Annotated in this window: 20 protein-coding genes and 3 pseudogenes; 12 read left to right on the plus strand and 11 right to left on the minus strand. The window is 67.3% G+C overall.

All coding sequences use genetic code 11. The annotated features are described in order from the left end of the window. The first annotated feature begins 591 nt into the window (after positions 1-591). The 4 genes and pseudogenes from ACE1OA_RS00005 to ACE1OA_RS00020 all read left to right on the plus strand — a co-directional run bounded on the left by ACE1OA_RS00005 (position 592) and on the right by ACE1OA_RS00020 (position 2,418). Positions 592-1,107, plus strand: a complete 516-nt coding sequence (locus tag ACE1OA_RS00005; protein ID WP_386546702.1) for a winged helix-turn-helix domain-containing protein — start codon at positions 592-594, stop codon at positions 1,105-1,107. 17 nt (positions 1,108-1,124) lie between these two features. Continuing rightward, positions 1,125-1,316: pseudogene (locus ACE1OA_RS00010) on the plus strand (transposase); the annotation flags it as partial. A 67-nt stretch (positions 1,317-1,383) separates the two neighbouring features. Continuing rightward, entirely contained in the window at positions 1,384-1,695 is a 312-nt protein-coding gene (locus ACE1OA_RS00015) for a transposase (RefSeq protein ID WP_432751934.1), read from the plus strand. Positions 1,696-1,890: 195 nt separating this feature from the next. Beyond that, positions 1,891-2,418, plus strand: a complete 528-nt coding sequence (locus ACE1OA_RS00020) for a GNAT family N-acetyltransferase (protein WP_384867277.1) — start codon at positions 1,891-1,893, stop codon at positions 2,416-2,418. Between the two features lie 39 nt (positions 2,419-2,457). Here the strand turns inward: ACE1OA_RS00020 and ACE1OA_RS00025 are convergent. Further along, positions 2,458-2,594, minus strand: a pseudogene (locus ACE1OA_RS00025) (IS481 family transposase); the annotation flags it as partial. A 152-nt stretch (positions 2,595-2,746) separates the two neighbouring features. On the opposite strand from ACE1OA_RS00025, the gene ACE1OA_RS00030 reads away from it, so the two are divergent. Together ACE1OA_RS00030 and ACE1OA_RS00035 are read left to right on the plus strand one after the other, a co-directional pair. Beyond that, positions 2,747-3,250, plus strand: a complete 504-nt coding sequence (locus tag ACE1OA_RS00030; protein ID WP_384866953.1) for an N-acetyltransferase — start codon at positions 2,747-2,749, stop codon at positions 3,248-3,250. Positions 3,251-3,522: 272 nt separating this feature from the next. Beyond that, entirely contained in the window at positions 3,523-4,029 is a 507-nt protein-coding gene (locus ACE1OA_RS00035; protein WP_384866955.1) for a transposase, read from the plus strand. Between the two features lie 307 nt (positions 4,030-4,336). Here ACE1OA_RS00035 and ACE1OA_RS00040 read toward each other — a convergent pair whose 3' ends face one another. Then, positions 4,337-4,768 carry a DUF5958 family protein gene (locus ACE1OA_RS00040; protein ID WP_432751935.1) on the minus strand — a complete coding sequence of 144 codons (432 nt, stop codon included), beginning with the start codon at positions 4,766-4,768 and terminating at the stop codon, positions 4,337-4,339. Positions 4,769-5,292: 524 nt separating this feature from the next. On the opposite strand from ACE1OA_RS00040, the gene ACE1OA_RS00045 reads away from it, so the two are divergent. Both ACE1OA_RS00045 and ACE1OA_RS00050 read left to right on the plus strand, forming a co-directional pair. Further along, positions 5,293-5,622, plus strand: coding sequence for a deoxyxylulose-5-phosphate synthase (locus ACE1OA_RS00045; RefSeq protein WP_356777695.1), 330 nt, complete (start codon positions 5,293-5,295; stop codon positions 5,620-5,622). A gap of 406 nt (positions 5,623-6,028) precedes the next feature. Further along, positions 6,029-6,598, plus strand: coding sequence for an NADPH-dependent FMN reductase (locus ACE1OA_RS00050; protein ID WP_356777697.1), 570 nt, complete (start codon positions 6,029-6,031; stop codon positions 6,596-6,598). A gap of 124 nt (positions 6,599-6,722) precedes the next feature. Here ACE1OA_RS00050 and ACE1OA_RS00055 read toward each other — a convergent pair whose 3' ends face one another. Then, positions 6,723-7,058 carry a DUF4267 domain-containing protein gene (locus ACE1OA_RS00055; RefSeq protein ID WP_384866960.1) on the minus strand — a complete coding sequence of 112 codons (336 nt, stop codon included), beginning with the start codon at positions 7,056-7,058 and terminating at the stop codon, positions 6,723-6,725. A gap of 749 nt (positions 7,059-7,807) precedes the next feature. Further along, positions 7,808-8,395: a TetR/AcrR family transcriptional regulator gene (locus ACE1OA_RS00060; RefSeq protein WP_432754015.1), complete on the minus strand. Its 588-nt coding sequence runs from the start codon at positions 8,393-8,395 to the stop codon at positions 7,808-7,810. A 17-nt stretch (positions 8,396-8,412) separates the two neighbouring features. Between ACE1OA_RS00060 and ACE1OA_RS00065 the strand changes: the two genes are divergently transcribed. Next, on the plus strand, positions 8,413-8,586 hold the full coding sequence (locus ACE1OA_RS00065) for a hypothetical protein (protein WP_384873359.1): 174 nt from the start codon (positions 8,413-8,415) through the stop codon (positions 8,584-8,586). Positions 8,587-8,983: 397 nt separating this feature from the next. On the opposite strand, the gene ACE1OA_RS00070 is transcribed toward ACE1OA_RS00065, so the two are convergent. Both ACE1OA_RS00070 and ACE1OA_RS00075 read right to left on the minus strand, forming a co-directional pair. Further along, positions 8,984-9,586, minus strand: coding sequence for a transposase (locus ACE1OA_RS00070; RefSeq protein WP_432751936.1), 603 nt, complete (start codon positions 9,584-9,586; stop codon positions 8,984-8,986). Between the two features lie 725 nt (positions 9,587-10,311). Continuing rightward, positions 10,312-12,177, minus strand: coding sequence for a catalase (locus ACE1OA_RS00075; protein ID WP_432751937.1), 1,866 nt, complete (start codon positions 12,175-12,177; stop codon positions 10,312-10,314). On the opposite strand from ACE1OA_RS00075, the gene ACE1OA_RS00080 reads away from it, so the two are divergent. Continuing rightward, positions 12,170-12,694, plus strand: coding sequence for a recombinase family protein (locus tag ACE1OA_RS00080; protein ID WP_386539942.1), 525 nt, complete (start codon positions 12,170-12,172; stop codon positions 12,692-12,694). The genes ACE1OA_RS00075 and ACE1OA_RS00080 overlap by 8 nt on opposite strands. Positions 12,695-12,697: 3 nt before the next feature. On the opposite strand, the gene ACE1OA_RS00085 is transcribed toward ACE1OA_RS00080, so the two are convergent. Next, a complete protein-coding gene (locus tag ACE1OA_RS00085) occupies positions 12,698-13,276 on the minus strand; it encodes a hypothetical protein (protein ID WP_386539940.1) in 579 nt (192 codons plus the stop codon). A gap of 143 nt (positions 13,277-13,419) precedes the next feature. Here ACE1OA_RS00085 and ACE1OA_RS00090 point away from each other — a divergent pair, with 143 nt between their 5' ends. Next, complete coding sequence (locus ACE1OA_RS00090) at positions 13,420-14,229, plus strand: hypothetical protein (RefSeq protein ID WP_432751938.1); 810 nt, start codon at positions 13,420-13,422, stop codon at positions 14,227-14,229. 337 nt (positions 14,230-14,566) lie between these two features. Then, positions 14,567-15,024: pseudogene (locus ACE1OA_RS00095) on the plus strand (IS5 family transposase); the annotation flags it as partial. A gap of 5 nt (positions 15,025-15,029) precedes the next feature. On the opposite strand, the gene ACE1OA_RS00100 reads toward ACE1OA_RS00095, so the two are convergent. The 4 genes from ACE1OA_RS00100 to ACE1OA_RS00115 all read right to left on the minus strand — a co-directional run bounded on the left by ACE1OA_RS00100 (position 15,030) and on the right by ACE1OA_RS00115 (position 21,167). Next, positions 15,030-15,470: a transposase gene (locus ACE1OA_RS00100; RefSeq protein WP_432754016.1), complete on the minus strand. Its 441-nt coding sequence runs from the start codon at positions 15,468-15,470 to the stop codon at positions 15,030-15,032. Positions 15,471-15,663: 193 nt separating this feature from the next. Then, on the minus strand, positions 15,664-16,074 hold the full coding sequence (locus ACE1OA_RS00105; RefSeq protein ID WP_386539934.1) for an Imm50 family immunity protein: 411 nt from the start codon (positions 16,072-16,074) through the stop codon (positions 15,664-15,666). Next, positions 16,061-16,612 carry an Imm50 family immunity protein gene (locus ACE1OA_RS00110; RefSeq protein WP_432751939.1) on the minus strand — a complete coding sequence of 184 codons (552 nt, stop codon included), beginning with the start codon at positions 16,610-16,612 and terminating at the stop codon, positions 16,061-16,063. The genes ACE1OA_RS00105 and ACE1OA_RS00110 overlap by 14 nt, the downstream gene beginning before the upstream one ends. After that, complete coding sequence (locus tag ACE1OA_RS00115; protein ID WP_432751940.1) at positions 16,554-21,167, minus strand: putative T7SS-secreted protein; 4,614 nt, start codon at positions 21,165-21,167, stop codon at positions 16,554-16,556. Before ACE1OA_RS00115 ends, ACE1OA_RS00110 begins: the two co-directional genes overlap by 59 nt. Positions 21,168-21,175 lie beyond the last annotated feature (8 nt).

Here is a 21,175-nt window from a genome sequence, read left to right on the forward strand (position 1 = left end):
TGTCGGTCAGGCGCACGGTGCAAGGGCGTCGAAGTTGCTGTCCGAGCTGTGCTGAATGGCCTGCCGCATCCCGTCTCCGTGTGCCCGTAGAGTCCGGATCTCCCCTCCGGCCGACTCGAGCTCAGCGCGCAGCCGTCCCGGCAGCATTCCGGGTGGCCGCAGACCGGGGACTGCAAGGCCGATGGCGTTGCAGCGGTTCGGCCTCCACCTTCTCGAGCAGGTGCTCCAGGGCCGGCTGCTCCAGGCGCTCGAAGGCGAGGGACCGCTCGGCCACCGCCGTCGCGTCGAAGTCCTCGTACGCGGGCCGGTCCGAAGGGGGGTCTCTGACGCCTGGGCCCGTCACGGCACAGTGCGCCCGTCGGGGCCGCGTGGACCGTCATCTTGACGGGCCCGGTCGCCCCGGTGGTCACAGCGTGAGGCGGTATCGACGAGCCGGTTCGACCTTGCGGGAGAGGGCCGTGTCTCCACTGGCGCGGGGCCGTCGAGCGCCTCGAGGTTTCCGGTGCGGGTCAAGAGTGTGGCCGGGGTCGTCTACTGATCTTTTCGTAAGTTCAGTGGGTGGGCTTGCCTTGCGAGTGGGAGGCTTTCGGGGTGGCATATCAACCCTCTCCTTCGACTGTCGGCTCGTCTCTTCCTCCTTTGTCACGGCCTCAGTTGGCGGAGGCGCGTCGTGTTCGGGCGGTCGAGTTGTTCGAGGAGGGCGCCTCGAATGCGGAGATCGCGCGGGCAGTGGGTGTGTGTGCGGAGAGCGTGCGGCGTTGGCGTCGGGTGTGGGAGGAAGGCGGTATTTCGGCCCTGCGGCGGCGTGCGGCCACTGGTCGCCCGCCCAAGCTGGACAACGCCCAGGTCGAGACCGTTCGGGCCGCGTTGGCACGAGGAGCTCAGGCTCATGGTTTCGAGGCCGACCTGTGGACCCTGGAGCGAGTTGGCGCCGTCGTGGAGCGGGTGACGGGAGTGGTGCTGTCGAGGGCGTCGGTGTGGCGACTGCTGACCGGCCGGCTCGGATGGAGTCTGCAACGCCCCGAGCGGCGGGCGGTCGAGCGGGACGAGTCGGAGATCGCCCGCTGGATCGCGCATGAGTGGCCGCGCATCAAAAAGGGGCCGTGAACACACGTGCCTGGATCGTGTTCCTCGACGAATCAGGCGTCTCGCTCCTCCCGCAGATCCGCCGCACCTACGCGCCCCGGGGCCGCACCCCGCTCTTACGGCACCGCCTGAACTGGAAACGCGCGTCGATGGCCGGGGCACTGGGCTACCACTCCACCGACCCTGGTCGTGGGGCCCGCCTGTGCTTCCACCTCAAGCCCGGCAGCTACGACACCACCGCCCTCGTCGAGGTCCTGGAGCAGATGAAGGTGTTCTACCGTGGCGAGCAAGTAGTGCTTGGTCTGGGACGGCCTGTCCGCCCACTGGAGCCGGGCGATGCGGGCCTGGGTCGCCGACCAGGACTGGCTCACCCTGGAGCGATTACCTGCCTACGCTCCCGAGCTGAACCCGGTGGAGCTGCTGTGGTCCTCACTCAAGAAACGTGAACTCGCCAACCTCGCCGGCGACCACCTCGCCGATGTCGCCGACGCCACCGAGCAAGGCATCCGCCGCATCAACCACAACCCACAACTGCCATGGTCCTTCCTCGCCCACACCGGCCTGACCATCCACCCATCACCCCCACAGAACTTACGAAAAGATCAGTAAGGGCTGTCCCGTAATCCGCGGTGGGTCGGTGCACGGCGTCGGATGCGGTGCATCGCAAGGCGGAGGGTCGTCCTCATACTGGGCGTATTCGGGCGATCCGACAACGCCGCGAGGTGCCGTAGCCGGCGTCGTGCGCCCGCCGCGGATTACGGGACAGCCCTTAGGGTGCGGGAAGGCAGGAAGGACCGCGTGCTGATGACCGTGAAACTGGACTTGGCCGATCTGACGCTGCGTCCCTGGGAGCCGGGTGACGCCGAGGCGCTGGCGGTGCTGGCCGATGACGAGGAATTGCGTCGCTGGACCTCGCACCGGGTGGCCGGCCTGCAGGACGCGGTGCGCTGGATCGCGAGGCAGGAAGCGGGCTGGGAGTCCGGGGAGCGCCTCAGCTTCGCCGTCCTCGTGACGGGGCGGGTCATGGGGCACATCGTTCTCAAGCGGTCCGAGGGCGAGGCGTGCGGCGAGGTCGGCTACTGGACGGGAGCTCCGGCACGGGGCCTGGGCGTCGCTTCCAGGGCCGTGGAACTGTTGACGGGCTGGGCTTTCGACACCGGGACGGGAGCAGGACTCAGTCGTCTGGAATTGATCCACAATGCCGGGAACCCCGCCTCCTGCCGGGTCGCACAGAAGACGGGTTACGTCCTGGAGGGAGTCCTGCCGCCGCGTGCGCGGAACGAGGCGGAAGGGCATCTCCACGCACGCGAACGCGTCATCACACGTCACTGACCCCCCGACGACCAAGACCACAGCCGCAACAAGCCAGGTGTATCGACCCGCAGGGTTGTTCACACGGCTGATGGCTGAATGGCCGCCGAGTGCGGTGTGACAGCGGTGGTGGTGGTAGGTGTGCAGGAAGTCTGCCAGGCCTCGGTTCGCTCATTGTTTGAGTTGTAGGGCCTCAGAAGCCGTTGCCATACCGGTCATGGAGTCTGTCGATCGAACGGGAGTCTCGATCGGGTGATCGCGGGCCATGCCCGGCATGAGAGCAGGGCATGGCGGTATGCGGGGATAATCCAGCGGGGCGGACGGCCGCGCGCTGCTACGGTCGGGCGCCATGAGCTGGCTTCCCGATGACTTCGTCCACCCCGTCCTGGTACCGCTGCCGGGCGGTGGTCATCACCTGCGGCCGATCCGGGAGGCGGACACCCCGCTCGACTATCCGGCTGTGATGGGTTCGCGCGAGCGGCTGTGGACCGTCTTCGGCCCGGCCTGGGGCTGGCCAGCGGCCACCATGACCTACGAGGCCGACCAGGCCGACCTGTTGCGGCACGAGAAGGAGATCGCCGCACACCAGTCCTTCAACTACGCGCTGTTCGACGCGGCGGAGACAGCTCTGCTCGGCTGTGTCTACATCGACCCACCGGAGAGGGCCGGCGCGGACGGCGAGATCTCCTGGTGGGTGGTGGACGAGCTGGTGGGCAGCAAGGTCGAGCAGGCCCTCGATGAGCTGGTGCCGCAGTGGATCGCCGCCGACTGGCCGTTCGAGCAGCCGCGCTTCCTCGGCCGCGAGATCTCCTGGTCGGACTGGCTCACCCTGCCGGAACACCCCGACACGTAAGTGGTTGCTGCCGCACGATCTCGAAGGCTGTCGATGAAACGGGAGTCTCGAGCGGGTGACCGCGGCGGTTTCCGCGCGTGAAAGCAGGGCCTCCTGGTGGCACACGGGGGTGCGATCCCCTTCCCAGTGGTTCCCCAAGGCCCTGCTGTCTTTTGTGGAATGTACCCGAGCACGTTGACTGCGGCTCGCCTGCCGTGGCGTGCGATTGCCTCGCGCACGTGTACGGCGACGCGGCCGACCATCCGGACCGCGTGCGCCGGTTTGCGTCGGACATGACGGACGCGGAGTGGACAGCCGTCCGGCCGCTGCTGCCGGTGCCGGCCGGGTTCCAGGGGCCGGGCAGACGGCCTAAGGGCTACCGACACCGGCAACTGCACGCGATCCGCTCCCTGGTCGCGGGCGGGATCACATGGCGGGCGAGGCCCGCGGACCTCCCCGCACGGGCCCGGGTCTACGCCTTCTTCCGCCGCCGGCGCGAGCACGGGCTGATCGCCCAGTTCCACGACCGACCGCGCGGGACGCTCCGTGAACGCAAGGGCCGCGAGGGCCGCGAGGCCGAGCCCACCGCGGGGATCATCGACGCGCAGTCGGTGCGCGCCGCCACGACGGGGCCGGCCGTCTCACGCGGCGACCACGGCAGGAAGAAGGCGCCGAGCCACCAGTGTGGTGCCCGGCGTCTCAGCGTGCTCGGCTGCGTAGGTAAGGGGGGAATGGGCGAGGCCCTGGTCGTAGGTCGGCCGTCCCCGGAGCCGCCACCGGTAAGTAGTGCCGTCCAATGAGCCGCGATCCCTTTGTGACCAGTGCCATGTCCCCACCCTAGTTCCAGCGGGTTGGCGGGGCACCAAGCCCACGGACCGGCCAGTTTGGTGGCCGATGAGAGGCTCACATACCCGCCGGGGCCCGACCGATCACGCCACCCGGTATCGCCGAGCGCGTGATGGCGAAGTGAGCCGGGGGTCAGTCCTGCACCTCGACTGACCAGACTTGCTCACGTCTCCCCCACCCGCAGCGCGCTGACCTGCAGAGGTTGTCACCCGGGGAGTGCCGCCCAGATAGCCGGCCCAGCCAGAGGCGGAGTAGCTGATGCTACGGCTGCTCGGATACCGCCGGCAGGTTGTGCCATGCGTGTCCGCAGGCGCCTTTGCAGTACGTCTCGCGGCGGCGGGTGTCAGCAACGGCGAACACCGAAACGAGGACGCGGAACGCCTTGACGTGTTCGGCGGAGGGCATGCCTGCGAACCCATAGCGGGGCGGGTCCATGCAGATCATCACCGAGGGGTTAGCGGTGGGCTTCACGCCGGACCGCGCCACCCCCACACGGCCGTCCACAGCTGTTATGTGCGCCTGCAACGCATAACCAGCGACTTCCTGCAGAACCATCTGCTGGCGCGTCGGGGCGAGGCCGGAGAACCAGCTCACACCATCGTCCAACGGGCGGAGCCCCTGGGCGATCTCGTTGACGACCAGTTCGGTCTCGCGCCGGAAAGTGCGGCCGACGGCGCTGCTCGGTTCGGTCATCGCTTGATGCTTTCATGACACCGGATCCAGGCGAAGGCTGGTACCGCACCCCAGACTGCGCAGGATCGTTCGGTCGGCCGCGAAACGACTCCCGAGGAAGCCGACACAGCACGGGCGGGCCCCGGTGCGGATCTCGTTCGAGCTCAATGCGCCGACCGCCTGAGCCCGGCCGGGTGCAGTCACCTCGGCCGGGACTCTTCCGACTGCATCCCCCAACTCACCGCCGCCGACGCAGGCGACCCAGGAGGCGGCCGGCTTGCGCACGATTGCGGGGGTCACGAGCGGCCTGACGAACCGCGGCAACAGCCCGCCGGCCCTGCGGACTGCGCGTGAAGCGCCTGATGCGGGTCAACAACGCTGACATTGCTCCTCCTTGAGGTTTCACCCTCTCGTGCCCCGATCCCTCGAAGTCATGCTCGGGTGACAGCGTGCCCACGCCCACGGTGAAGCCTCCGCCCTCGATCATGCTGGATGTCACGGAAACCCGGTCGAGTTCATCCCGGACTGGCCGTACTCTGGCCGGCATGGCCCACACGAAGACCTCCTTTGTCTGCCTGCCGTGTCGGGCCTCCTACAAGCAGTCGTATCCCGGTGACCACGAGCGGCTCTGCCCTCGCTGCGCCGAGCCGTTGATCCATGTGGGTGCTGCCTTCGCTGCGCCGCGGCGGCGCGACACTGCCGCCTGGCGGACCCTGTCGGTGCTTTTGAATGCCGGGGTGCGTTTCCACAAGAGTTGCTGTGGCGGCCCCGGCTATCGTCCCCGCACACTCAGCGAGGTGCGCGAGCGGATGGCCTACGCGCGAAGGACCGGGGAACCGTTCGCACGTGCGTTGGTGCGCCGCGAGCTGCCGTAGCCCTCCCCCTGCCGCCGATCCGCGGACAGCTCGGACCGTCGCTTCCCGAGGATCTCTCCCGGCGGGTCGCGCAGCCCGGCACGCCGGGCCCCACCGTGGCCATCCCCCACACCCGCCCAGCCGTCAGCCCAGACATCAGCCGCTGGGGGCACCCGGGGGTGCCGCAGGGGTCGAGCGACGCTGACGCGCAGGTGCTGAAGTGGACCACACCACCGCCGGGACCGAGCCCTGCGCGACTGCACCACGGGGTCGACGAGGTCCCGCGCAATGACGAGTGCCAGAGAATGTGTCCGCGTCACGCGTGTCCGCGGACGGGCACCCCAGCAGCGCCCCCATAAGGTGCTTTCTGTCCCGAACGGGCGCTCATCGCCCCGATCGGCTTCAGCGATTCTGGGAGGCGTACCTGATGGTTGTCTACGACGTCGGCTACTTCGTCGGCAGCTTGTCCTCGACTTCGATCAACCGCGTGCTGTCCAAAGCCCTGATCGGGCTGGCGCCAGAGGACCTGCGGTTCACCGAGATCCCGATCGGGAACCTTCCGCTGTACAGCCCTGACTACGACAGCGACTACCCGGCGGAGGCCCTCGCCTTGAAGGAGGCGATCACCCGATCGGACGCTGTGCTGTTCGTGACGCCGGAATACAACCGGTCGATTCCGGGGGCGCTGAAGAACGCGATCGACTGGGCCTCGCGCCCTTGGGGGCAGAACTCCTTCGACCACATTCCCGCTGCGCTCATCGGCGCATCGATCGGGCAGATCGGCACAGCGGTCGCCCAGCAGAGCCTGAGGGCGGTGATGGCGTTCTGCAACGCTCGGCAGATGACCGCGCCCGAGGCGTACATCAAGTTCACACCCGAGGTGTTCGGCGAAGACGGCGAAGTCAGAGACGAATCGACCCGCCAGTTCCTGAGCGACTTCATGAAGGAATTCCGCGAGCACGTCATCCGCGTGCTCACCGTGCTGCCACGGGAGTGACCCACGCCGTGCCGGTTACAGGAGTAGCCGGATCAGTGAGGTCATCGCCGCAGGCCCCCGGGGGTGGGCCGGCACCACAGAGGTCGAGCCGGATCTTCTCGCGCCAGGGCGTGGATCCGGCGCGTCAGACCAGGAGGCAGATGCCGGTCGGCAGCATCACCGCGGAGGTCGCGGCGTGGACGCCGTACGCGGTGGCCTTCGGCCCGCCGCTGCGCAACACGACGAGGGCGTCTCCAGCGGGTACGGCGGCGAACACGATCAGGTACCAGCCCGGCACCCACGGGGTAGCGGTGAGCATCAGCGCGAAGACGAACACCCCGGGCGCGAGCTCCCGCAGGCCCTTCACCCGAAGCCGCGGCCGGAGTCCGGGGTCGTCGACCAGTGAACCGGGGATGCCGAACCCGACGAAGCCCCGCAGCCCTGCGATAGCGGCCGGCCCCGCTGACGACGCGTTCGACACGGCGGCCCCACAGCCCACCCGCGCACCGGACACGGGCAAGAGGGAGACGGGCGAGCTGACCGAGACACTGCCCGCCACCCTGCTGGAGCGCGTGCTCGACCCCGACGGCTACCTGGGTGAGCACTGTCATCCCGGAGAAGACCGACAGCCAGGCCGACCGCCTACGCAAGGGCTCACCAAGCGCCCGGCCACCTCGAAGATCATTTCGTATGGAGCTCTCGAGGACGAGGGACGGTTGAGCCATACGGTTGCAGCAGCTCGCCCCATCCGATGCCCCCGACATCCAGCGCACCCGCCGGGAACACGGCGCTGATTCAGCTCCTGCGCCAGGCGGGTCCCCCTGGGCCCAGGAGCAGCACCAGCACGCGGCCGGCTGCGGCCACCAGCAGAACGCACGGGCCGGACAGCCCGCCGTGCAGCGCTCGGCCGTCCACGACGTGCTGCGCACCTCTGGACGTCCCCTCAACGACGCCACCCGCACCGACATGGAGTCCCGGCTCGGCGCCGAGGTCAGAGCCCGCGCCTACACCCCCGGCGGCTACTCCCCCGCGGCGACTGCGGCACCGACAAACACACCCTCGCCCACGAACTCACCCACGTCATCCAGCACGCCCAGGCCCCGTCGCCGGCACCGACAACGGAAGCGGCCTGAAGATCTCCGACCCCTCAGGCCCCTCCGACCCCTACGAACGCGAAGCCGTCATGCGGCCCCTTTCCGGTCTGACAGATCGGCTGTTGCGGCGCGGTGGTCAGCGATAGGCGGCGAGGAAGACGCGGGCGCCGGCGGCGGCGTAGCGGTCGAGGTCGGCTTCGGTGTCCTGGGACCGGCCGGTGAACATGGCCTTGTTCACCGGAATCCACAGCAGGAGGCCGGAGAAGTGGTTCGCGGCCAGGAGGGGATCGTCGACACGGAGCAGTGCGCCGGCAGCGTCGGCCAAGGCGGCCTCTCGCAGGTCGTGCAGGTCGCGTAGGCGTGCGGAGAGGGTAGGGCTGTCGGCGATCATGCGGGCGAAGTCAGGGCCGGAGAACCCGGCGACCGGGTCGGCGGCTACGACCGCTTCGGTGAAGGTGCGGCGCAGGGCCGACAGGGCTGACTCGCCGGCCTGGCGGTCGGCCACCGTAGAGGCCAGGGAGACGGTGAAGGCGTCCTGGTGGTCCAGGGCCAGGTCCTCCTTGCGTGGGAAGTAGTTGGTCACTGTCTTCTTCGCCGCCCGCGCGGCGGCGGCGATGTCGGCGATGTCGGCGATGGTGGTCTGCTCGAAACCCTGGGCGAGGAACAAGCCGGTGGCGACATCGGAGATGAGCTGCCGGGTCTCCTGTTTCTTGGATTCCCGCAGGCCCGTAGGTGGTGCGGATGGTCCTGCGCGGACAGCTCAGCCTCACCCAGGACGGTGCCGCAGTACTGGACTTGGACGGCACCAAGATCCTGCTGGATTTCGCTGATCCGCTCCCCGATGACGTCGCCGACACGTGGGCCGAGCTCTTCTTCGAGCGCGAGAATGTCAGTCTCTACCCCTACGAACTTTGACGAGGGATCAGGTTCCGTCCCTCTCCCGCCTGGCCTCAGAAAACCATTGGCATTCTTCGCCGGCAAGCCGCGGACCGGGTCGACCAGCCACCGGTGTGAGGCGGGAGTGGTCCGCCCCATCCTCGGCAGCAGCGGCCACACAGCCTCCAGCCGCTCCCACTGTGCATCCGTCAGGTCGCTACGAGCCATCCGAAAATCGTTTCACGACCTTGATCAACGCTTGCTTCCAGACAACAAGCTATGCGTCGCAGTAGTCAGCAGACATCGACATCCTCAGCACCGCGCTCAACGGCCCGGCGATGACCGAGACGACCGCCAGCGACGGCGACGAACCGCCATCCTGCTTCGCCCCCGTCCGCTGACGTTGCCGCTGAGGTTGAAAGGGTGGGGTGACAGGCTACGGAGGCTCCAGACCGAGTCCGGTCTCGGCTATGAAACCGACGAGGATCTGCGGTCGGCGTTGGATGGCGCGTAGGCGGTTCTTCACGAGCGGGGTGAGGTCGTCGATCGTGCGGGGTGCGAGGTTGGCCAGGGACTTCTTCAGGTGGGCCCATACGCCTTCGACCCGGTTGAGGTCGGGTGCGTAAGGCGGGAGCTTGACGATGGTCAGCCATTTGCTGTTGCGTTCGCAGAACTCCCGCAACGCCTTGGCGTGGTGAGTGCTGGCGTTGTCCCACACCACGATCAGCGGGGCACCGTCGAGCTGCCGGCGGGCAGAGGCCAGCAGGTCCGCGAACTCGCGGGCCCGGAAGCCCGTCTTCTCGCCAGTGCGGCCCCGGTACGTCTGGGTCCGGTAGATCAGACGGGTCTCGCGACCCGGTCTGACGCAGTTCATCCCGGCCATCAGGACCCGGCCCGTGGCAGCGGCGTAGCGCTGTCGCTGCGAGACCTCCAAGTCCTTCTTCAGACGGCGTGCGCGAGCGGACCGCGCCCGCCGTACGGCGCTGACCTGTTGTTCGGCCGCGGCGATAGCTGCGACGTCGAGGGCGCCGAGGAACACCAGGGATGCCAGAAGAGAGCGTATGGCGGGCGAGCGCAGGACGCCGAGAACGTCGCTGGGGCCAGGGTGCCAGCCACCAGACGCGAGCGGGGTGGACGGTGGCGAAGGCGAGCGAACCGGCGAGGGTGGCTGCGGCAGCGACGGCGAGGACGGCCAGGAGGCTGGCGGTGGCGAGGGAGTGCCCGTCGGCCCCGGCGGCGAGGATCAGCGCGACGGGCACCATGCCCATCGGGAGACGGCCGGTCACCGAAGCCGTCAGCAGGCGAGTGCAATAGCGGTGGCGGAGCACGGCGCGGAACGACGGCGGCGTACGCCGCGATGGCGCGGCAGGCGATGCCGCCGGCGGCGGGGACGTCGCGCGCGTGGCGGGTGCGGGTGGCTTGGGTGCGGGGTGCGGCGCCGGGACGGTGCGGGGGACGTCGCGGAGAGACGCGTGGGCCATCGACTGCTTGCCGCTGTGCGGGGGCTGAAGGAGGAGGGGCCGCCCGCACACCGGGCTTGCGGGGCGCGCGATGTGCGGGCGGCTGCAGCGGGGGCGGGGATCGTCCGCTGTGCCGCAAGGCCGGGCATGAGCGACTGGCGCCACGGCCTGCGACCGCCGCATGGCCCCCTCCCGGGACACGGGACCGCTCGAGTACGGACCGACCGGATCAGCGCGGCACCAACGCAGCGGGAAAGCAAGTGGGAGCACGCCGCGGGTGGGGCACAGGCATGGCCCGGGGTGGTCAGAGCGCGGCCGGGAACCTGTCCCAGACGCGGTGCCCGGCCAGGGCGTCCTTGACCTTCTCGACCGCCGTTGTGCCGCTGTCGGTCACGTCGATGCCGTCGCCCTCGGAGCCGATGCCGCCGGCCCGGAGCAGCTCCTCGCCGCTACCCCACGCGCCGATGGCCTTGCCGTGGCGGTAGGCCTCGGTGAGCAGGAGGAGGACCCGGGGGTCGGGGTCGCCGGCGGTGGCCATCCCTGCCTTGGCGTCCCGTGCACCGTAGGCGTCGGCTCCGTGCCCAGGCGCACCGGCGAGCAAGAGCGCGTCGAATTCGACGGAGCGGGCGTTGGCGAAGGTCCGCTGGATGGTGATCGGGTCCCCGGCGGTGCCGAGGGTGCCGCCTCGAGGCGCGATGACGAGAGGCACCATGCCGGCCGCCAGTACGGCCTGCCGGGCTGCGCGTACACCGTCCAGGTCGGCGCCCTCGTCGGCGACGATCCCGATCACGCGTCCGTCCGTCGGCCAGGTCGCTCCGAGTTGCGAGAGGGCGGGGCTCGGGTCGGTGTCGGCGAGGGGAACGGTCGCCTTGGGTGTCGGCAGCCCGAGGCCGGTGGCGACCTGTCCGCAGAGTTGGGGGTCGATGTTGGCCAGCACGCGCAGGGCGCGTTCCTTGATCGGCTGCTCGTAGCACTTGCTCAGCTCGAACGTGTAGGCGGCGATGATGTGCTCGCGTTCCGGCGGGGTCATGCTGAGCCAGAAGAGTCGGGGCTGGGTGAAGTGGTCCGCGAAGGAGGCGGAGGCTTCGCGGCGCTTGCTCGCGGCGGGGACCTTCACAGGCGTTTCGATGAAGGCGCCCGTGTCGGCGCCGGCGAGGAAGGGGCAGCCCTGGTCGAGGCTGTTGGGCCGGTAGGGGGCGACGCCGGTGTGCACGGCGGTCTGGTGCATGCCGTCGCGGAGCATGTCGTTGACGGGCGCGTGGGGGCGGTTGATCGGGATCTGGCCGAAGTTCGGGCCGCCGAGCCGGCTGATCTGGGTGTCGAGGTACGAGAAGAGCCGTCCGGCGAGAAGCGGGTCGTCGGTGACCTCGATGCCCGGGACGAGATGGCCGGGGTGGAAGGCGACCTGTTCGGTCTCGGCGAAGTAGTTGCTGGTGTTGGCGTTCAGGGTCATCAGCCCGATGGGCTGCACAGGTGCGAGTTCTTCCGGCACGAACTTGGTGGGGTCCAGGAGGTCGATTCCCTCGAAGGTCTGCTCCGGGGTGTCGGGGAAGATCTGGATGCCCAGCTCCCACTGGGGGAACGCGCCGGACTCGATGGCGTCGGCGAGGTCCCTTCGATGGAAGTCGGGATCCATGCCGTTGATCAGTTGAGCCTCCTCCCAGACCAGGGAGTGCACGCCCAGCTTCGGCTTCCAGTGGAACTTCACCAGCACCGTGGCACCGGCCGCGTCGACCAGGCGGAACGTGTGTACCCCAAAGCCTTCCATCATGCGGAAGGAGCGGGGGATGCCGCGGTCGGACATGTTCCACAGCGTGTGGTGGGTGGCCTCGGTATGCAGGGAGACAAAGTCCCAGAAAGTATCGTGGGCGCTCTGCGCCTGCGGGATCTCCCGGTCCGGATGGGGCTTTCCGGCGTGGATGATGTCGGGGAACTTGATCGCGTCCTGGATGAAGAAGACGGGAATGTTGTTCCCGACCAGGTCGAACGTCCCCTCTTCCGTGTAGAACTTGGTCGCGAACCCACGTGTGTCCCGGACGGTGTCGGCGGAGCCACGTGAGCCGAGCACGGTGGAGAACCGGACGAACACCGGAGTTTCGACGTCCTTGGCCAGGAACGCGGCTCGCGTCACCTCACCGGCTGTTCCGCCTCCTGAAGGCTGCGTGCGCATCTACGTCGAGAAGGTCGGCACCCGGGAGAAGATCCTCCCCGAGTACAACGCCGCCCTCGCCGACCTCCGCCCAGCTGACACCCTCACCGTCACGATGCTCGATCGCCTGGGCCGCAACATGGTCGAGCTCATCACCTCCGTGCAGGACCTCGCCGAACGCGACCACCGCCTGGAGATCCTCAGCGGCCCGCTCGCCGGGATGTACGACCCGCAAGGCGCGGGCAAGGTCCTCTTGGTGGTGTTCGCCGTGATGGCGGCAGTCGAGCGGGAGTTCATACACGAACGGACCCTGACCGGCCTGGATACTGCCGCCGAGAAGGGCAACCACGGCGGCCGCCCGCCAGCCGTCGACGGCGACATGCTCGCCGTCGCGCTACGGCGCCGCGACGCCAAGGAATCCGTGGCCTCGATCGCCCGGCAGCTCGGCGTCGGCCGCTCCCCCCTCTACCGGACCCTGGCCGCGTACGACGCAGCCATCGCCACCCGAGAAAGCCCGCAACCGAAGCCGACCGAATAACCGCTAAAGGCCGGGCTCCCTCAACGTGGTCGGCTGCCAGCGCGGAGCCTCGTCGTCCGGAGTGTCCGGACTCGCGAAATGGAAGGGAACCGAAAGGTAGGCGGCCAGACCGCTACCAGCCCTTTCAGCGGCAATCGCCGCCGGATGACGTGGGCTACCGTCCTCGTCCTCGCCTAGGTACCGCTTGGCCGTGCTCGCGTAGAGGGTGGCCAGCACATGCTCTTCCGCGGGTTCCGCGGTGATGGCCAGCAGTCTCACATACCAGTCGTGGACGGTGTCGCCTTCCCAGATCGCCTCGATCGCCACGATGCGGCCAGCGGCGCCGCCAGCACGGTAGGCCAAGGACTCCAGGTCCAGCGGACTGTGCGGGGCACGGGCGATCCTGTCGCCGTAGTGGGCGTAGCGGTCGCCGACGATGAGCTGAGCAGTACCGACCCCCGCATCATCACGGACCAGGCCGACATCGACGACGACACGGATCGCCGCGAGCATGGCGTCCTGAAGGACGTACCCGTCGATCTGGTCGCGGATCCCCGCCGGCAGCTGCTCCCACCAGGCGGTCCGGTCCGGTTTCCGCATCATGCAGAGCCTGCCTGTTCCCCACGCGGCCCTCACCGCAGGGCCCCGCGCGTCACTGTACGTCCAGCACCGCGTTCACCACAGCTCGAAGATCCAGAGAGGCCCCAGAACTGCCACACGCCACGCCGCCGACCACTGACTCGCTCGTGTCGCCCGACACCAGGGCGCAGTCTTTGCTGCTGGAAGCGTCTGCTTTGATCAGCCCTATGACGGAATGGTCTCAGCTCACCCATGCCTACGGCACCGCCGAAGACGTGCCCGGCCTCCTCAAGGCAGCCGGGCCCGATCCGGAGAGTCCCGCGTGGAACGAGCTCTGGTCCCGCCTGTGCCACCAAGGAACGGTATACTCCGCGAGCTACGCCGCCCTGCCCGCGCTCGCCGAGAAGGCGCGCCAGTTGACGGCTACAGACCGAACCATGCCCTTGCTCTTGGCCGCTTCCATCGTCGCCAGCACCGACCGTCCCTACGGGACGCCTGATCCAAAAGATGCCTACGCTGCCGAGATCGCTGAGCTGATCGAGCTGGTGGAGCGGGCACTGCGCCATCCGTCGCTGACCGGCAGTCCAGATCGCTATGTGGAACTGCTGGAAGCCCTGCTGGCTTTCGAGGGAGTCGAGGTGTGGGGGGAGGAACTGCACGGTCTCAGCGGTGACGAGTTCGAGGTTCCCTGCCCTGTGTGCGAGGCCGAGAACTTCGTGGTGTTCGGCGAGTACGGCTACTTCTCAACGACCGACGGCTTCTACATGAACGAGGCTGCTGGGCACCGTAGGGAGTTGCAGCCCGCAGACCCCTCCTCCTTGGAAGGGATGGCCAAGCGGCTTCACGCGCGTGCTCTCGCCGATGGTCAGCACGAAGTCGCGAGCAAGCTGACCTACGTCTTCGGCAGTGCGTACTGCGCGGAGTGCGACGTTCTCTTCCGCGTCGATCACGCCATCGTGGCCCGCTGGAGCAGTTGACCTGCGATGCGCCACTGACGAAACCCTGCGCCACACTGACATCCACTCTGCGCCCGACAGCCACGGAGCCGTCGTTCCATGCCTGCAGCGGGCGCCCTGTCAGGCCCGCCCTATACCCTCCGGCCGTGACGGACATCCAGACCTCTCAGCCGCACGCTCCCATCATGGTCGGCAAGACATGCACGGCGTTCCCGCCAGGGTCCTCCCTGTACCCGCCATGTGAACGGCCTATGCGCTCCAACAAGCTCTGCGACGCTCACAATCAGCAGCGCGCGGCCGGCAAGGACCTGCGCCCGATCCGGCAGCGTCGGGGCTGCGTGGGGGACGGTAGAACGACCACCGCAGAGTGATCAACGGGATCTTGTTCCGGGTTCGGACGGGCATACCGTGGCGGGACTTTCCCGATGGTTTTGGCAGCTGGAAGAACGTTTATGAACGGCACCGGCATTGGTCGGCGGACAGCACGTGGGACCGGATCCTGTGTGCCGTCCAAGCCGACGCCGACCTCGGGGGCCGGATCGACTGGAGCATGGTCAGCGTCGACTCGACGTCCTGCCGTGCCCATCAGCATGCGGCTGGCGCTCGCAAGAAGAAGCCACGTGTCCCGGTAAAGGGACAACGCCTCTGCACCACCGCCCCGACGAAGGACTCGGACGGTCACGGGGCGGCCTGACCTGCAAGATTCACCTCGCCGGTGAAGGCGGCTGCAAACCTTTGGCCTTCCTAGTCACGCACGGCCAGTGGGGCGACGCGCTGCAGATGATCGAGGTCCTCGCACGGATCCACGTTCCCCGCAGAACCTAACCCGGCGACCAGTGGGATCTTCTGCAGCAGCGGCATCCGCTGGGTGACGTCGTTGCGGGTCCGCCGGTCAGCACTACGGCGAACGGCGAGTGGGATGCCCTGGCCGTCGACGATGAGGTGGTGCCTGCCGCCCGGACGTGCTCGGTCGACCGAGCTGGGACCGCTTTTGGGCCCCGTCGAGCGGCCCTGACGTGGGACGAGTCGATCACCGCCCGCGACCAGTCCAGCTTCTTCGCGGCCCGCAGCTTCTTCAGCGGCACCAGATGCAGTTGATCCCACACGCCGGCATCGTTCCAGGCGGCCAGACGCCGCCAGCAGGTCATCCCGGACCCGAAGCCCAACTCCTGGGGCAAGTACTCCCGCTGGATCCCGGTATGCAGCATGAACAGGATCCCGCAGAGTGTCTGCCGGTCCGGCACCCGAGGACGCCCCTCCACCTGCTTCGGCGCCGGCTCAGGCAGCAACGGCTCGACGAGCAACCACAACTCATCCGACAGGATCCATGGCCGCGACTGACGTTTCCCCAGGCTCAGATCAACGACCGTCCGAAGCGAAAGTCACATGAGTAACAGCCTTTCTTGGTACCTCCTGTCACGCCTTCTTGTCACGTTGCGGCCGACTCCGGTGCTGTCATGTCCCGTCCGCAGCGAGATAGGCACGCGTCCGGGTGAGAAGGGACGCAGCGGCAGTGAAGTCGAGATGGGAGCCTTCTCCCTTCACGGTCACCTGCAGGCCCTCATCTCTGCGATGGGTCAGGGTGACCGAGGCATCGCGAGCGCTGAAGTCCCAGCCGGTGATCCGGAGATTTCTCACGCCTGTGAACTTCAGGAAGAACTCAACTGTGTTGTACTCCCGATTCCCCCATTCGAGGGGTGGGTCCACAGGGAGGTCAGATGTTTCGAATGAAAACGTCACCGAGCTATCCCGCTCATCGATCTGCACAAAGTACAGACGGCAATCGTCGAGCTCGGGAGGTGTTCCATAGATTCTGGTGAACCATTCCGAGGAGTCTATGCTGGCAGTCCAATCAGAGTCGCGCATAAAATGTCTTTTCGTCTGTTGCGGGAATGTGGTTGTGACGCATCTGGTCCAGCTTGCTGGAGAAGAGGTGGCGCCCTTCGTCCGTTCCTTCTTTCCCCATTTTGAAGGCGCTTACATGTCCAACCAGAACGGACTCGCTACTTGTGAATTCAAGGTTCAAACCGGCACCCTTCACCTGTACCTGTAGCCTGCGCTCTGCATCCAGTCGCTTTGTGGTGAGCCATGCAGATTTCACCGATGGGTCCCACCGCGTCAGCGAAAAATCTGCCACCGCGAGAAACTGCAGATGGCATTGAACGGTGTCGACGTCCGTGCCATGCCATTCCGGGGGAACAATTTGGGGGAAAGTCAAAAGATCTACCCGGAGGGTGACCTTCGGCCCCTGCCAGTCCAGGTTCATCGAGCGAAAGCGAAAGTTTTCGAGAGGTGGGATCTCTCCGTAGAGGCGGAGGAGAGTTTCGGGGTTTACCAGACTTACGCTATCGGTCATAGTAGTAGTGCTTTTCTGTTCCGGGTATGTGGCCATTGCGTGTATCATCAATTGGTCTCACATGTACGTGTGACGGTTGATACCCCGGCTCCCCGGGCTTCTGGTGGCCAAACCAATGATCTTGGAAGACGATGATGTCCTCGCCGTTGGGGTGTGCGTACGCCTCCTCCCGATAGAATATCGGTTGATGGTTATCATCCAACAGCTGCTTCGAGCCCTGCCACTCGGGGGTCGTTGCCGGGACGTAGTCGTCCACGAGAAAGGGTTCGGCGCCCTCTGGTATGCCGGCCTCTCTCAGTGCCTTCGCTTTGGTTTCCTCCAGGCCGCGGCCGACCTTGGCAGGTGTTTCAGGGCACCCATCTGGTACAAGGCCGAGCGGATCCCTCCACGTGTGCGGATTGTGGACGTAGGCCGCCGGATTCGGGGTCGGGGCCAAGCCCAGCGGGTCCGATGAGAGGTAGCGAGCCGTCTCGGGATCGTAGAAGCGGAAGTAGTTGTAGTGCAGGCCTGATTCCGGGTCGTAGTACTGACCTGGGAAGCGGAGCGGGGTATAGGTAGTGGCCGACCGGTTCCACGCTGTGGTGCCCCAAAGAGTCGTGCGGGTGTGCCAGGCCACCGTTCCCGATTCGTCTACGAGTTCCGTCGGGGTGCCGATCAGATCGGTGATGATCGCGAAGAAGCGTTCGTCATCCCTGTCGGTGCGGCGTTCCGTCTGGGACAGAGGGCGCGTGCCTGCGTGGTCCCAGGTCAGGACGACGTTCGAACTCACCTGTTCGCAGAGATTGGTCCCGTCCCAAATGAAGTGGACGGTCTCCAGCGGAGACTGCTTGGATATTCGACGGCCCAGTGGATCGTAGGTATACCGCCAGGCCGTGCCGTCCGGCGTGGTCACCGAAACCAAGTGGTCTTCTGCATCCCACTCGTACCGCCAGGTTTCCGGTTTTCGGGAGAGGCGGCTCTTCTGACGCAGGACGATCCGGCCTTGGCCGTCGTACTCGTAGCGAATGGAGCCTGCCTGCGTGATGCGCATGCCTTGGTAGGTGCGTGTCCCCGTTGCGGAATGCGATGGCTGTGTAGTAGGCCACTTCGCTTCTGTTTGGTTACCGACCTCGTCGTAGGCGTACCGCTCCGTCCAACCGTCGGCGCTAACCGCTACCACCCGACCTGCGCCGTCCAGGTCAAAGCGCCGCGTGCCCGACAGTCCGTCCACGATAGAGACAAGTCCGCCGTCGTGGCGGTAGCCGTAAGCGCGGTGCCGGAGACGGCTGCCTCGGGATGTGACTTCTTGGACTGTCAGGCGGCTCATGTCGTCGTACGACGAACTCAGTGCTGCGAAGTCCGAGATCGTGCGATCCACTTCACGGCCCAGCGCGTCGAATGAGAAGACGATCTCTCGGCCGGAGGCGGTCAGCTTCGTCCTGCGACCCGCCGCGTCGTACGACCACTCACTGCGCACACCGCCCGGCGTGGTCCGCCCTACTCTCCGCCCGAGATCGTCGTAGGTGTACATCAGAGTTCGGCCGTTGAGCGTCTCCGACCTCAGACGTCCGAAACGGTCACGGAGGCGTTCCAGAGTGGCGTCCGGGCTGGTGGCCGCAGCCAGTTGGTCGGAGAGGTCGTACTCATAGGTGCTGACCGCCCCATCGGCATCCTTGCGGACGATCCGGCCGACGCTGTCGCGGTCGAACCGGATCCTCTGGCCCAAACCGTTCGTCCTGGAGGTCAGGCGGCCCGATGCGTCGTAGTCGTAGCTGAGTGACCTGTTGTCGAAGTCCGTCTCTCTGACGATGCGGCCTGCGGCGTCGTAGGTGTAGTCCCACGTCAGGCCCTGCGGGTTGGTCACCCTTGTCAGTCGCAGGTTCGCGTCATGACCGAACTCGTGGCGGACGCCGTCCGGACCGGTGCGTGAGGTCAGCAGGTCGAAGTCTGTGTACGTGAAACGAGTGGTGCCCCCCATGGCATCGGTGTGGCTGAGGCAGTTGCCCTCGCCGTCGTAGGTCCAGGATTCCACTGTGCCGTCGGGCGCCGTCCGGCGGGACGGTCGGCCCTCGACGGTCCATTCCATCCGGGTCGCCGCGCCGAGCGCGTCCGTGACCTGGATCGTGCGCCCAAATGCGTCATATGCGTAGCGGGTGGTGGCGCCCAGGGGATCGGTGATCTCCACGGGTAGGCCCCTATTGTCCAGGGATAGCCGGGTCGTGGCGCCGAACGGGTCCGTCACCGAGGTGAGTCGGCCGGCCGCGTCGTAGGCGAACTGGGTCGTGGCACCGGAGGGGTCGGTCACGGAGGTGCGGTTGCCGCGCTTGTCGAAGGTCTGCCGCGTGATGTTGCCGTCGGTGCCGATGATGCGGGTCGGCTTGCCGCAGTCGTCGTACTCGACCCGTGTCCGCCGTCCGTCCGGGCGTTCCAGTTCGGTCATGCAACCGTGTTCGTCATAGGTAGACCGCCTGACGTGGCCCAGCGGGTCCGTGCGGGACAGCAGGCGGTTGTGGCGGTCGTATTCGAAGCGGGTGACCGCGCCCAGTGCGTCGATCTCGGCGACGACCTGAGCGCGATCGTTGATCAGATGGCGCTCGGTGTTCCCCAGCCCGTCGCTGAAGGTGGTCAGACGGAGCCCGGTCGTTGGGTCCACGTCGTCCCAGGTGAAAGTGCCCTCAAGATGTCCGTTGGTGCCCGACTGATAGGTGCAGCGGTCCTGATCGTCGTAGGTGTAGTCGTACTGGCTGCCGTTGGTGTCGATCCACGAGGCGATGCGGCCGTGCTCGTCGCATTCGAAGCGCAGAGGGCGGCCGCAGGAGTTGGTGACCTCGGTCAGGTGGCCGCCGGTGTAGCCGTAGCGCAGGATCTCCTGGTCGGATCCGTCCGCCGCGGCCCCCGCAAGGTGGAGGGCCACCACTCGGCCTTCGCTCGTGGTGAGCTTCAGGTGGTAGCCACCGTGGTGGACGAGCGCGGTCGGGGCACCGGTCTCGTCGTACTCGAAGGCGATCCAGCGGCCGTTGCGATCGTCGATCTGTGCGAGGAGTGCGATGTCGCCGCTGTGATCGACGAAGTGCCGGACCCTTCCTGTGCCGGGGTCGGTGATGGTGTAGCCGTCCTCGACCCGGTCCAGAGGCCACTGCCGGCCATGGGTGGGCATGACCGGGACGCCTGGGGCCGGGTGCGGATAGGCGAGCAGGCTGCCCTCGTCACAGCTGAATATCACCCCCTCTGAGTCGATCTCCAATCGCTGATCGACCGTCGACGACCACGCCGGGCCGAACCAGCGCCCTGAGCGGCGCGAGGAGTCGAAGGTGCGCCGGAAGACAAGCGACAGTGCGCCGGGCAGGGTGATGTCCGTCTGAGGGAGCAGCATGCGGCCCGTTGCGATGTCGATCGGGTCGCTCTTGCACGCCGTCTCGCCGCATGTCTTTCCGTTGCTGTCCGGGTTCTTCTCGTGGTCCCCGCGGCTGCCGCCTGGCTTGTGGCCGTCGGGCAAGTGCTTGGTGCCGTTCAGGCCGGCTCGCAGGCCGCCCTTGATCGCGCCGCCTCCCTTCGTTCCGAGCAGCTCGGGCACCAGGCGGCCGAGGAACTCCGACGGGTCGCCCTTCGCCGCGTCCCAGGCGTTCTTCAGCGCCCGGTCGGGGTTGGCCACCGTGGACACCAGGCCGGCGAGCGTCATGTTGACGCCCTTGTAGTACTCCGCCGGGTGGGTCAGGTTGTACGGGTCGATCGGGTTCACAGAGCGCACGAAGTTGACCAGGCCGGCCGTGCCCTTGACGACACCGCCGCCGAAGTGGGCCAGTTCGATGCCCTGACCCATCCCGTAGTCCATCAGCTCGAGCTTGGCCCGCTCGCGTCCGGTCGGCTCCTTCGGCGCGTGGGCGAGCGCGGTGGTCATCGCCGCCTTCGCGGTGTCCCCGGCCTCGTTGCGGGCCTTGCGGGCCTCGTTCAGGATCTCCCGGGCGCGCTGCCGCTTGGACTTACCGGGATCAGAGAACGCGCCGGGGTCCGGCAACGGACTGTCGCTGGTGCGGGCCGCGTTGTAGGCGTCGACCTTCTTGTTGTACGTGTCGGCCGCCGTCTTGGAGTCCTTGTCGCCCTCCTGGTACAGCGCGATCGCCTCACGCGCCTTGCCCTGCGCGCTCACGACCGCCTTCGAGTACGTCTCCAGGGCCTTGGCCGCGTTCTCCATCGCGTCGGCAGCGTGCAGCCAGTCCGTGGGCAGGGTCTGGAACTTCTCCCGGAAGGTGTCGGCCGCCTCGCCCTTCCAGTGACCGGAGTCCAGCTTCCTCATGCCGCTGCCGACCAGGTCGAACGCCTTCTGGAAGTCACGGAGGTTCTTCACCGCCTCGGCGATCTTCTCCGGCTTGCCGTGGATCAGCTCGTCCGCATCTTCGGTCTGCCCGAGCTGCTGCTCCCCGACCGTCGCACCGAGCGAGGAGGCGGTCTCATCCCCCCAGTCCTCGACCGCGTCCGCCCAGTCGTGCGCCCCGACCTTCTCCAGGCCCTCACCGGCCTTGTCGGTCACATAGTCGACGCCCTCGCCGACGAGTTCCTTGCCCTTGTCGATCCCGTCACCGATCTTGTCGATGCCCTTGTCGACCAGACCTCCCCAGTCCACCATCAGCGGCT

The sequence above is a fragment of the Streptomyces sp. JL2001 genome (genome assembly GCF_050917515.1).
GTDB lineage: Bacteria > Actinomycetota > Actinomycetes > Streptomycetales > Streptomycetaceae > Streptomyces.